Source organism: Corynebacterium sp. HMSC070E08, assembly GCF_001808895.1.
Taxonomy (GTDB): Bacteria; Actinomycetota; Actinomycetes; order Mycobacteriales; family Mycobacteriaceae; genus Corynebacterium; species Corynebacterium hiratae.
Window position 1 is genome coordinate 51,105 of sequence record NZ_KV794727.1, and the last position, 12,087, is coordinate 63,191.

The following is a 12,087-nucleotide window of genomic DNA, read 5'->3' on the forward strand; positions in this document are numbered from 1 at the left end:
GCTGGGTTTATGCCACAATGTTCTCCGAATGTAATTAGGCCTAGTTGCCCTACAGCAGACAAGCCGGTTCAATGAAACCCACGCTTGTTTTAAACCTAAGCTTTCGTTAGTTACCACAACATTCCGAAAGGCCATCATGACCCAGCAGCCCCTGAAAGTAGCCGTCATCGGCGCCGGCCCAGCCGGCATCTACGCCTCCGACATCCTGGTGAAGAAGACCGGCGGCAACGTTCAGATCGATCTCATCGAGCAGATGCCCGCCCCCTTCGGGCTCATCCGCTACGGCGTGGCTCCGGACCACCCGCGCATTAAGGGAATCATCAACTCCCTGCACCGCGTGCTCGACACCGAGCAGATTCGCCTCCTGTCCAACATCAACGTGGGCCGCGATGTCACCGTGTCCGAGCTCGAGGAGTACTACGACGCCATCGTCTTCGCCACCGGCGCAGTCGGCGACTTGGGTATGAACATCCCGGGCTCCGATCTAGAAGGCATCCACGGTGCGGGCGAGTTCGTCGGCTTCTACGACGGCAACCCGCGCTTTGAGCGCTCCTGGGATCTCTCCGCCACTGACGTCGCGGTGATCGGCGTGGGCAACGTCGGCCTCGACGTGGCCCGCATCCTGGCCAAGACCGGCGATGAACTCAAGGAATCCACCGAGATTCCCGACAACGTCTACGAGTCCCTGGCCAAGAACCAGGCCACCACCGTGCGCGTCTTCGGCCGCCGCGGCCCGGCTCAGGCCAAGTTCACCCCGCTGGAGCTCAAGGAGCTCGACCACTCCCCGACCATCAACGTGGTGGTGGACCCGGAAGATATCGACTACGACGAGGCCTCCCTCAAGGCCCGCGAAGAGGCCAAGTCCTGCGACCTGGTGTGCCAGACCCTGGAAGGCTACGCCATCCGTGAGCCCAAGGATGCCCCGCACACCCTGCAGATCCACCTCTTCGAGCAGCCGGTGGAGTTCATCGGCGAAAACGGCAAGGTGACTGCCGTGAAGACCGAGCGCACCGCCCTCAACGGCGATGGTTCCGTCTCCGGCACCGGCAAGTTCACCGAGTGGCCGGCTCAGGCCGTCTACCTGGCTGTGGGCTACCGCTCCGATGCCATTGAGGGTGTTCCCTTCAACGAGCAGAAGAACGTCATCAACAACGACGGCGGCCACGTGGTTGACCTCGACGGTGAGGTCGTGCCGGGCCTGTACACCACCGGCTGGATCAAGCGCGGCCCGGTGGGGCTCATCGGCAACACCAAGTCCGATGCCACGGAGACCATCGGCATGCTGCTTGCCGACGCCGAAGCAGGCAACCTCTCCCACTCCCGTGACGAGGACATCGTCGAGCTCTTCGAGTCCAAGGGGCTGGAGCACCTGACCTGGGAGGGCTGGAAGAAGCTCGACGCCGCCGAGCGCGCCCTGGGTGAGGCCGAGGGCCGCGAGCGCAAGAAGTTCGTCGAGTGGGAAGAGATGGTCAACCACTCGCGCGACTAAGCCGGCTCGACCCAAATTAAAACTGCCCTATCTGACGAAGTTATCGCTCCCGCCGCAATAAACGCGGGGAAAACCGTCAGATAGGGCAGTTTTTCTTCAAGGAATTCGTGTGAAGGCACGTGCCTTCACACTAGGCACGGATGATGGCGAGCACCTCGTCGACGATGGCCTGCACCTCGTCAGCGGTCTTGGCCTCAACGTTGAGGCGCAACAGCGGCTCGGTGTTGGAGGCGCGGACGTTGAACCAGGCGTCAGTGCCCTTCAGCTGTACGGTCACGCCATCGAGCTCGTCGACGGACTCAATCTTGTCCGCCAGCTCATCCAGCACGCGCTGGGTCGTAGCCTTCTGATCCTCCACGGTGGAGTTAATCTCACCCGAGGCCTCGTAGCGTGAGTACTGCGCCATGAGCTCGCTCAGTGGCTTGTCCTGCTCACCCAGAGCAGCCAGTACGTGCATGGCCGCGAGCATGCCGGAGTCCGCATTCCAGAACTCCTGGAAGTAGTAGTGCGCGGAGTGCTCGCCACCAAAGACCGCCTTCTCCTTGGCCATCTGGGCCTTGATGAAGGAATGGCCCACGCGGGTACGCACGGCCTTGCCGCCCTTCTCCGCGATGAGCTCCGGAACGGTCTTGGACGTAATCAGGTTATGGATGACGGTGGCGCCGGGGAACTTGTCCAGGTAGCGCTCCGCCACCAGCGCACAGATGGCGGACGGCGGCACCGGCTGGCCCTTCTCGTCCACCACGAAGCAGCGATCGGCATCGCCGTCGAAAGCCAGGCCAATATCCGCCTTCTGCTCAACGGTGAACTTTTGCAGATCCACTAGGTTCTTCGGATCCAGTGGGTTGGCCTCGTGGTTGGGGAAGGTGCCGTCCAGCTCAAAGTAGAGGTCACGCACGTCGAAAGGCAGGCCTTCAAAGACCGCCGGGACGGTGTGGCCGCCCATGCCGTTCGCGGCATCCACCGCGACGACGAGCGGGCGAGAATTCTCCAGCGGCACCAAGCCGCGCAGGAAGTCGGCATAATCACCGAGCACCTCGCGCTCAGTCACGGTGCCTGGCTCGCCGTCGAAGGCCGGGGTGCCGTCGATCAGCATGTCCTTAATCTGCTCCAGGCCGGTCTCCTGGCCCACCGGAACAGCACCCGCGCGGCACAGCTTGATGCCGTTGTACTTCGCCGGGTTGTGGGAGGCGGTGAACATAGCGCCCGCACAATTCAGGTGGCCGGCGGCGAAATACAGCTCATCGGTCGACGTCAGGCCGAGTTGGATGACATTGAGGCCCTGCGCGGCAGCGCCCTCCGCGAAAGCAGCGGCCAGCTGCGGGGAGGACGGACGCATGTCATGGCCCACCGCCACGGTGGTCTCCCCTTCTTCGCGGAGGATAGCGGCGAAGGCCGCACCGGTATCGCGCACGAGGGCGTCATCGATATCCTCGCCCACGACGCCACGGACGTCATAGGCCTTGATCACTGCATTGAGCTGTTCACGAGTTCGCATAGCCCACAAGCATACCCCCGTCGGACGCGGCAATCCGCGTCCGACGGGCTAAAACTCAACTAACGGGCTAGTTAATGTCCGACGGGTTAATCAGTCTCCGACCGATTACTCGGCGTCCGGCACCACCGTCAGGTGTGCGCGGCGGCGCTGGCGGGCGTCGTGGACGCGGCGGGTCCGAAACACAGGATGGTTTGAGTTACGCGGATCGGCGCCGTCGAAGGTAGCGGAGTAGTCAATGGGATCGGCACCGGAGCCGGCCGTGGAATCATCCACCAGGCCAGTGGTCACTCGCCCGGCCTCCCGGACGGCTTCGGCGAGCGCTGTGAGGTCGTCATCCTCATCAAGCTCGATGCGGTCAACACGCACCATCTCCCAGCCTTGCGGGGCGGTGATGCGGGCGCTGTGCTTTTCGCACAGGTCCCAAGCGTGGGGATCGGTTTCTTCGGAGAGCGGACCCACGACGGCGGTTTGCTGTGCGTAGGCATAGGTCAACGTCGCCACGGCGGGACGGCCGCAGCCGGGGCGGGAGCAATGGCGAGAGCTAGTCACGCGCCCAAGTCTAAACCCTAACTTGAGATTTAGATAGTCCAACGCGGCGCGCCTCGCCACAACCCTCCTTCAGCCCGGCCTAAACTAAGCCGCATGAGCACGCCCCGCCCGCATATCCGCCCGGCCCGCCACCGCCACGGCCGCGGTGCACGTGGGCCGCTGCTGCCACACAACACGCCGCGCTATCGCAGCAGCGCCGAGCGCTTCGATATGGCGGTGCTCGAGGCCTACGCCCCCATCCATTACGCTTTTGCTGAACAGCTCACCGGGCTCGACCTTGCCGTTGATACCGTGCCCCGGATGCGCCTGTCGGTAGACATGACGGTCATGCCGGATGAGATCATCGCCGACGGCCCCGTTCCACTAGGGCGCATCGTGCCTGCGGGCGTGGATTCCGCCGGTCAGCCTACGCGCGCCCGCCTGGTCATTTTCCGCATGCCCATTGAGGAGCGCGTGCAGTCGGCACAGGAGCGCGAGGAACTGCTATCGACCGTGCTTACCGCACTAGTGGCCAATTACCTGAACGTCGATCCCGGAGACATCGATCCGCGCTTTACCTGGTAAACCACTCCTGAAAACCCATCGCTCCCCCTCACCGCTGGGACTGAGGGCCCAAACGATAGGGGGAGCGATGACGCTGCACTACTAGATCCGCTGCGCTTAACCGATCTCACGCTTTAATCGGCGGCGCTCACGGTCTGACAAGCCGCCCCAAATTCCAAAGCGCTCATCGTGCTCCAAAGCATATTCGAGGCATTCATCCCGCACTGCACAGGCCTGGCAAATGCGCTTAGCCTCGCGCGTCGATCCTCCCTTTTCTGGGAAGAAAGCTTCCGGGTCCGTCTGGGCGCACAGCGCCTGGTCTTGCCACTCCTGCTCGACGGCACCAAAGAGTTCATCGAGCGACATCTCTGCAGCAGCACCGCCACGGAGAATAGCGCTATTATTCGTTGTATTGTCCACGCCGCTTCCTTTCTCCGAGGTCGTTTCTCTCTTGATTCAGTGGCACCGACCCTACACCGAAACAATTTCTCGGTGCCGCGCCCGCCGTGCCGTTGATTACACTGATGTCATTTCACACCGGATCACTAAATATCGTCAACCTGTCGCGGAAGATTTTTGTTGGGCTCCAGCGAAAACGCTGTACAGCATCCCCAACTTTCACATCAGTCACAGATCTCCTAGTTAAGGGGTGATCATCGGGGGTACTACATGTAGTGGCCACCCCCGACCCTGTGAACAATTCCAAGGTTTCTTCGGCGTGTCGCCACCCAGTCGGGCAAAACACATGGATCTCATTCGCACCATAAAAACCATGCGTCACGGCATGAAAAGAGGCGCCGGGAAGATAACTTCCCAGCGCCAAGACCTGTGCCTATCCCCAGGCTTTGCCCCAGCTAGCTGAGGTGTTTAGGCATCCGAGCTAAAACGCACGCCGGCGTCCGGAATGCTCACACCTGGGAAGACGCGCATGCCGCCCTGCAGCTCGCAACGCGCGCCGATGGTGGCACCTTCGCCGATGACGCAGTTGTCGATGTGCGCGTTGGCACCAATGTGCGCGCCCGAGGCAATGATGGAGTTGTTAATGATGGCGCCCGGCTCGATAGTGACGCCATCGAAGACCACTGTGCCGTCCAAGCGGCAGCCCGCCCCAATCACGGAACCGCGGCCCACGGCCGTGCCGGACAGCAGCAGTACGCCACCGGCGATACCCGCAGACTCATCCACGACAGACTCACCCGTGCGCCCCACCAACAGCGGCGAATGCGCGATACCGCGCACCAAGTCGGAGGAGCCGCGGACGAAATCATCCGGGCGGCCCATATCGCGCCAGTAGGAGTTATCCACGTGGCCTACCACCAGGCGGCCGGACTCCAGCAGCTGCGGGAAGGTCTCGCGCTCCACGGAGACCACGCGGCCAGCCGGAATCGTCTCGATGACATCCTTCTTGAACACGTAGCAACCGGCGTTGATCTGGTTCGTCGGCGGATCCTCGGTCTTTTCCAAGAAGGCCGTTACTCGGCCCTCGGAATCGGTAGGAACGCAGCCAAAGGCACGGGGATCAGCGACGTTGAGCAGGTGCATCGTCACGTCGGCGTCCTTGGAATGATGCGTATCAAGGATGCCGTTGAGATCCATGCCGGACAAAACGTCGCCGTTGAACACCATGACCGTGTCCTGGCGCAGCTTGTCATAGACGTTGCGGATACCGCCGCCGGTACCCAGCGCGGTCTCCTCCACCACGTACTCAATTTCCAGGCCCAGATCGGAGCCATCCCCGAAGTACTCCTCAAAGACCTCCGCCTTATAAGAAGTGGAGAGCACCACGTGCTCAATCCCGGCTTCCTTGATACGGGCGAGCAGGTGCTGGAGGAATGGGTAGTTGGCCGTGGGCAACATCGGCTTCGGCGTGCCAATCGTCAGCGGGCGCAGGCGGGTGCCGCGACCTCCCACCAGAATGACGGCATCGGCCGTCGATCCCCACTGGGGCGCTGATTCAGTCATATCGTTCCTTAATCTCTTTTCAGATAAGTCACCGTTAGTGTATAGGCGCGCCTGACTCAGGAGCCGTCGCGGCACGCGCTTAAAATCAGCCCTCGCGCCCGCAGCCCCATCCACAAGGCTGCGCGCAGTGGCGCCTGGTACCAGTGCGGGCGCCTATCCGCTTGGAAGCGGTAAGCCGAATCGTGGTGGGCGCGCAGCATCGCGCCACGATGCGCTTTCGTCGAGTGGCCCTTGGCGTGGGTAATCACCGCCGTGGGGCAGAAGATATTGCGCCAGCCGGCGCGGACAAAGCGGTCACCTAAGTCCACGTCCTCCAAATACATGAAGTAACGCTCATCAAAGCCACCAATCTGCTCAAAGGCCGCCCACCGCACCAGAAGGCAGGAACCGGAGAGCCAACCGGCTGGGCGCTCGCTATCCATATCGGCATCATCGCGGTAGGCGCGCGACCACGGATTGGATGGCCAAATAGTTCCGAACAGCGCGTGGCCGATCCCTGTGAGCAGCGTAGGCACGGCGCGAGCAGAGGGATAGTTGCTGCCATCCGGCTCCACGATGCGTGGCCCCACCGCCGCGGCGTCCGGGTGGCGGCGCGCGCACGCGATCAGCTCATCCAGGGAGCCTTCGCTAAACGTCACGTCCGGGTTGGCAATGAGGAAGAACTCGTCATCAACGCCGTGCGCACGGGCGAATCGCGCGCCGGCATTCATTCCCGCGCCGTAGCCGATGTTTCCTCCAGTATCGAGGAATTCCACGTCCTCATGCTCCCGCGCGGCGGCTTCCGGCACCCCATCGGTTGAGCCATTATCGGCGAGAACGGTGAGAGTAGGAAGGGACGTCGCCAAGCGCAGCGACTCCAGGAAGTCGCTGAGGTAGCGGCCAGGCGAAAAGGTCACCGTGACCACGGCCAGGGGTTTCTGTATATTCTTCACGATGTTCTTGAGAGTACCCAACGCCGGCGTGCGCACGCGCCCGCGACACTGCTTCACGGTTTTGCAGCGTGCTCACTTAAACTAGTCCCGTGACTTCCCCGAATTCCCCGCGCGCCGCCCGCCACATTCAGGCCGCGCCCTCGCAGTCCGCGCCCACCGCCCAACGAGGATCGACGCCACTCAAGGCCGTCGTCGCCTTCCTGTCCGCAGTGGTCCTCGTGCTCTCCGGCGTGGGTTACTTCACCGTGGGCAAGCTGGGAAATGACATCTCCTCCGCCTCCAATCTGGCACTCGGCAATCAGGGCGGTTTTAAGGACAACGGCCTCGATGGCGCGGTCGATATCTTGCTCGTGGGCAAGGACTCGCGCACCGATGCCAAGGGGAATCCGCTTTCCGAGCAGGAGCTGGCGGACCTGCATGCCGGTGTGGATGAGGGCGAGGAAAACACCGACACCATCATGGTGATCCGCATCCCCAATGATGGCTCGCGCGCCACGGCAGTATCCATTCCGCGCGATACCTATGTCCACGACGAGGACTTCGGAAACACGAAAATAAACGCCGTCTTTGCGCTGCACAAAGCAGACAAGATGGAGGAGTTGCAGCAGGAAAACGCGGAGGCTGAAGCCGCAGGAAACACCCCTCCCCACACCGAGAAAGAGATGGAGAAGGAGAGCACGGAGGCTGGCCGCGCTGGTCTCATTTCGATGGTGCACAAGCTCACTGATGTCAACGTCGACCACTACGCTGAGGTGGGTCTCTTGGGCTTCGTGCTGCTTACCGACGCCGTCGGGGGCGTCGACGTCTGCCTCAACGACGCCGTCGATGATCCGATGTCGGGCGCTAAATTCCCGGCTGGGCGCCAAACCTTGCAGGGCTCCGAGGGCCTGTCCTTCGTGCGCCAGCGCTATGAGCTACCGCGCGGTGACCTTGACCGCATCGTGCGCCAGCAGGCCTACATGGCATCGCTGACGTCGAAGGTTCTGGATTCGGGAACCCTGACCTCTCCGGGCAAGCTCAACAAGATTGCTGATGCCGTGGAGCGCTCCGTAGTCATCGACGATGGTTGGGACATCATGGGTTTTGTCACCCAGCTGGCCGGGCTGGCCGGCGGCAACGTGACCTTTACGACGATCCCGGTGACCTCAATTACCGGCGTGGGCGACTATGGCGAATCGGTGGTGACCATCGATACCGCAGAGGTCCACCGCTTCATGGAGGATCTGGCCAAGTCTCAGGAGAAGGCCGAGGAGGACGAAAAGTCCGAGGACGCCGCCACCGACAAGGCCGCCGAGGAAGGCGAGAAGCCCGTGGCTGAGAACCTCAACCTGCACGTCCTCAACGCCGGCAACGTCGACGGAATGGCCGGCGGAATCGGCGCGTGGTTAAAGAACGTGGGCTACACCGTGGAGCGCACGGCCAATGCGCAGTCGGGCCTGTATACCGAGTCCCAGATCGTGGCCGCGGATGCCAACGATGAGCGCGCACAGGCTTTGGCTGAGCAGCTCGGCGGTCTGCCTGTCACGGCTAACGAAGAGCTCGAACCGGATACCTTCATCGTGGTGGCTACGGATGACTACTCCGGCCCGAAGGATGACTCCGCGAAGGAAGAAGAGGCTGCTGCGGAGCCCGACCAAGGCGGCGACACCCAGCAGGTCGGCACCCCGGGCGATGACTTTGGTACCGCGGAGGTTTCGCCTGAGATCGACGCGGGCGGCGATGGCCCGCGCTGCGTGAACTAAAGACACCGTGGCGGGCTTGGCGCCCGCCACCTACGATGGGCGGACATGGAACTCCTTCAGCATCTCCTGTCCGCCGATGCCTCCGCTCCCCGCCTCAGTGTTTATAACGAATCTGACGGCACCCGCATGGACTTCTCGGCGCAAACACTGGAGAACTGGACCTCCAAGATCGCCAACATGCTGCTGGAAGAGCTCGACCTCGAACCAGACACGGATTCCCGCATCCTCATCGACCTTCCGGTGTCCTGGCAGGCGGCCGTCATTGCACTTGGGGCTCTAGCCACGGGCATCTCCTTCGACATAACCGACGGTGCGGCCGCTACAGAGCCGCACGCCGACGATATCGCCGTGGTGTTCACCTCTCCGGAGGCCTACCTCAAGGCTGCGGCGGACGCGGGCACCGGCTCTGCATCGGCCCCACTGGTCGACACGGTTCTCGTCACGCAGGATCCTTTTGGCCGCGGCGTTGTCGAAAGCGGCGGCGAGCTGCCGCTGGGCACCATCGACTTCGGCCCCACCGTGCGCTTCTATGGCGATCACTTCTATGGCACCACTACCCCACTACCGGAGCTTTTCCCCACCGAGTTGGGCGCTGAGCGCGTGCTTTCACAGGGTTGGACGGACAGCGCTTCCTTCCAGCGGGCCGTCCTCGAACCACTGGCTGCGGGCGGCTCCGCCGTCATTGTGGCGGGCCTGTGCTCGGCCGACCGCTTGGAGGACATCGCAGACAACGAGAAGGTCACCGTCCGCTCCTAAACGCCGTCATGAGATAGTAGAGCGATGTTCAGCTGGCTCTATGTATTTATCGGTGTTCTCATCCTCGTGGGCACAATCTGCCAGGGAACCATCGGATTCGGACTTGGCACCATCGCCACCCCCATCTTGGCGCTCATCAAGCCGGAGCTGGTTCCCACGCTCATCCTCTTGCTGGCCTTCGTCATTTCCACCACGACGATGCTCAAGTCACGCTCGGCAGTGTCGTGGGACATTGTGGCCATCTCCTCCATCGCGCGCATCCCCGGCTCGCTCGCGGGTGCGTGGGCGATTGCTTCCCTCTCCCACCGCGGGCTCTCCCTTTTCATCGGCTGCGCCGTCATCTTTGCCATGACCTTGTCCAGCCTCGGCTGGTCTCCCAAGCGCACCACCGCCAACATTGCTGTCGCGGGTGCTGCTTCTGGATTTCTGGGTACGTCGACGTCCATCGGTGGCCCGCCCATGGCGCTGGTACTCAAGGGTTATGACCCAGCCCGCATACGCGGCACCCTGTCGGGCACCTTCATCATCGGCTGCACCATCTCGCTGGCAATCTTGAGTTTGAGCGGGCAAATCACTAGCCTACAGCTCACCGCCGCCGCGGCCTACCTGCCGGTAGCCATCGTGGGCCTCATCGCCGCCGGCTACCTCAACCGTTTCATCAACGCCAAGGTGCTCAACCGCATTGTCCTTGTGGTGGCTATCAGCGCGGCTGTGGCGCTCATTGTTGAGGGGCTGGTTGCTGCCTAGTATCCGCAACATGCCGTGAGTTTTCTTGCTCGACTGCTAGGACCGCAGCTCACCCCTCCCAACAGCCCTAGCTAACAAAACAAAGAACTCGCCTCAAGCCCTAGCGTGGGCTCGAGGCGAGCTTTTGTCCGTTACTCCAGTTTGGTTAGCGGTTGAGCTGGCATCGGAGAGGCTGCTCACTCAAGGCGCGCCCCATTTCCTCAGCTGCGAACAACTGAAGATTGGCCAAAGACCGTTCGGAGTAATAAGCGGCATGAGGGGTGAGGATAGTGTTCGGAGCGGTCCGAAGCGGGTGGCCTTCCTCGAGGGGCTCACTTTCCATGACGTCGAGTGCTAGGCCTCCTAAGCGGCCTTCGGACACTGCGCGTGCTGCCGCCTCAGTGTCAAGAAGCGCACCGCGGGCGGTGTTCACGATGATTGCTTCGTTCGACAGCTTGCCAATCTCAGCGTCACCAATGATGTGATACGTGCTGTCAGTAAGCGGGGCGTGGATTGAAACAACATCTGCTCGCGAAAGCAGTTCATCTAGTTCGACAACCTCAACGTTTTCCTTTGACAACAGATCTTTGTCAACAAAAGGATCGTAGGCAATGGTGGTCGCTCCAAAAGCTTGCATGCGCTTTGCAACTTTGAGACCAATTTGTCCAGTCCCGACAGTGGCATAAGTAAGATCCGAGACTGCCGGAATCCGCCCAACTTCTGGAGCAGCAATCCACCCGTCATTCGCACGAACAATATTCGAGTGGTAGGTCAAAACCTTTCTGACCGCTGCCAAGGCAAGCATTACAGTGTGGTCTGCGACTGTGTCAGCACCGTAATCTGGAACGTTGCAGACTCGGACCCCAAGTTCGGTTGCTGCTTGCATATCGATTGTCTCGTAGCCCATTCCATATCGAATCACGGTCGCACCGGGGGCAAGACTTTCGAGTACCTTACGGGTGATTTGGGCATAAGCGAGGATTACGACATCAGCACCCTTGGTAGCTGCGATAACTTCGTCTTCTTGGAGAACGTCGCTATGTACCTCAAGCGTTGCGCCGTTTTCAGCAGCAATTCGCTCTTCGTCAGCTAGGTTGGGAAATTCATGATCGGTGATTACTACACGCTTGTTAGTCATTGGTGCCACGTCCGTTCTTCAAGTCGTTAATGAAACCGGCTCGTGCTGCTGCGATATCACTGGACGTGGTGATGAAACGGAACCCTTGCTCTCGGCGTTTGTTAGCTTCAGTACCGTGGCTGCAATGGATTCCAGGAATTTTACCAGCGTCCTGGATGATTCCGAGGACTTTGGCGATAGCATCAGTTGTAACTTGCTCTTCCGGTCCCGGAGTCGAGCCGACAGCTAGCGCTAGGTCCGATGGGCCAATGTAAATTCCGTCGACTCCTTCGACACCACAGATTTCTTCTGCGTTGGAAAATCCTTCAGCGTTCTCAATCATGACGAAAAGAAGGGGAGGCTTGATATCAGAGGTGTTCACGGGGTCACCTTTGACAATCGGAGCGGTAGGGCCGAAGGAACGGTTTCCTCCGTGATCCGGATAACGGAGAGCGTCTGCAGCTGCCTTCGCCTGTTCCTTGTTGGAGACGAGAGGAACGATAATGGCTTCGATCCCAGCATCGGCGAGCATTCCAATTTCAGTGAATCGGTTGTCAGCGACTCGTGCCGTCACAAGAGAGTCACCGCCGGCGCGAATCGCGTCGCTGAGGCGGAGGATGTCTTCATTACGGGCGAAGCCATGCTGCATGTCGATACAGACGTAATCGAATCCAATGGCAGACGAAGCCCTAGCGAGGTCGGTGCTGGTAGTCATCAGCCACTGGCCGTGGTAGATTGCGCCGTTTGCGAGATTTTCGCGATGGTTAGTCATT

The 12,087-nt window shown here is 61.1% G+C and carries 12 protein-coding genes; 5 read left to right on the forward strand and 7 right to left on the reverse strand.

Annotated elements, in window-relative coordinates; translation table 11 throughout:
* The first annotated feature begins 136 nt into the window (after nucleotides 1-136).
* Nucleotides 137-1,489, forward strand: coding sequence for an FAD-dependent oxidoreductase (locus HMPREF2526_RS00735; protein WP_070545217.1), 1,353 nt, complete (start codon nucleotides 137-139; stop codon nucleotides 1,487-1,489).
* Between the two features lie 130 nt (nucleotides 1,490-1,619).
* Here the strand turns inward: HMPREF2526_RS00735 and HMPREF2526_RS00740 are convergent, their stop codons facing one another.
* Both HMPREF2526_RS00740 and HMPREF2526_RS00745 read right to left on the reverse strand, forming a co-directional pair.
* Nucleotides 1,620-2,987, reverse strand: a complete 1,368-nt coding sequence (locus tag HMPREF2526_RS00740) for a phosphomannomutase/phosphoglucomutase (protein ID WP_070545219.1) — start codon at nucleotides 2,985-2,987, stop codon at nucleotides 1,620-1,622.
* A gap of 105 nt (nucleotides 2,988-3,092) precedes the next feature.
* A complete protein-coding gene (locus HMPREF2526_RS00745) occupies nucleotides 3,093-3,536 on the reverse strand; it encodes a DUF3499 domain-containing protein (protein ID WP_080975101.1) in 444 nt (147 codons plus the stop codon).
* Between the two features lie 93 nt (nucleotides 3,537-3,629).
* On the opposite strand from HMPREF2526_RS00745, the gene HMPREF2526_RS00750 reads away from it, so the two are divergent.
* A complete protein-coding gene (locus HMPREF2526_RS00750; protein ID WP_046647428.1) occupies nucleotides 3,630-4,100 on the forward strand; it encodes a metallopeptidase family protein in 471 nt (156 codons plus the stop codon).
* Between the two features lie 96 nt (nucleotides 4,101-4,196).
* Here HMPREF2526_RS00750 and HMPREF2526_RS00755 read toward each other — a convergent pair whose 3' ends face one another.
* The 3 genes from HMPREF2526_RS00755 to HMPREF2526_RS00765 form a co-directional block, all read right to left on the reverse strand.
* Nucleotides 4,197-4,445, reverse strand: a complete 249-nt coding sequence (locus HMPREF2526_RS00755; protein WP_005528147.1) for a WhiB family transcriptional regulator — start codon at nucleotides 4,443-4,445, stop codon at nucleotides 4,197-4,199.
* 501 nt (nucleotides 4,446-4,946) lie between these two features.
* On the reverse strand, nucleotides 4,947-6,041 hold the full coding sequence (locus HMPREF2526_RS00760; protein ID WP_049156050.1) for a mannose-1-phosphate guanylyltransferase: 1,095 nt from the start codon (nucleotides 6,039-6,041) through the stop codon (nucleotides 4,947-4,949).
* Between the two features lie 56 nt (nucleotides 6,042-6,097).
* Complete coding sequence (locus HMPREF2526_RS00765; protein WP_305764315.1) at nucleotides 6,098-7,009, reverse strand: glycosyltransferase family 2 protein; 912 nt, start codon at nucleotides 7,007-7,009, stop codon at nucleotides 6,098-6,100.
* A 53-nt stretch (nucleotides 7,010-7,062) separates the two neighbouring features.
* Between HMPREF2526_RS00765 and HMPREF2526_RS00770 the strand changes: the two genes are divergently transcribed.
* The 3 genes from HMPREF2526_RS00770 to HMPREF2526_RS00780 are packed head-to-tail and all read left to right on the forward strand — an operon-like array spanning nucleotide 7,063 to nucleotide 10,218.
* Nucleotides 7,063-8,715: an LCP family protein gene (locus HMPREF2526_RS00770; RefSeq protein WP_246819834.1), complete on the forward strand. Its 1,653-nt coding sequence runs from the start codon at nucleotides 7,063-7,065 to the stop codon at nucleotides 8,713-8,715.
* A 45-nt stretch (nucleotides 8,716-8,760) separates the two neighbouring features.
* On the forward strand, nucleotides 8,761-9,471 hold the full coding sequence (locus HMPREF2526_RS00775) for a TIGR03089 family protein (RefSeq protein WP_070545221.1): 711 nt from the start codon (nucleotides 8,761-8,763) through the stop codon (nucleotides 9,469-9,471).
* Nucleotides 9,472-9,495: 24 nt separating this feature from the next.
* Nucleotides 9,496-10,218, forward strand: coding sequence for a sulfite exporter TauE/SafE family protein (locus HMPREF2526_RS00780; protein WP_070545223.1), 723 nt, complete (start codon nucleotides 9,496-9,498; stop codon nucleotides 10,216-10,218).
* 145 nt (nucleotides 10,219-10,363) lie between these two features.
* Here the strand turns inward: HMPREF2526_RS00780 and HMPREF2526_RS00785 are convergent, their stop codons facing one another.
* Nucleotides 10,364-11,335: a C-terminal binding protein gene (locus tag HMPREF2526_RS00785; RefSeq protein ID WP_070512259.1), complete on the reverse strand. Its 972-nt coding sequence runs from the start codon at nucleotides 11,333-11,335 to the stop codon at nucleotides 10,364-10,366.
* A complete protein-coding gene (locus HMPREF2526_RS00790) occupies nucleotides 11,328-12,086 on the reverse strand; it encodes an HpcH/HpaI aldolase family protein (RefSeq protein WP_070512263.1) in 759 nt (252 codons plus the stop codon). Before HMPREF2526_RS00790 ends, HMPREF2526_RS00785 begins: the two co-directional genes overlap by 8 nt.
* Nucleotide 12,087: the final 1 nt, after the last annotated feature.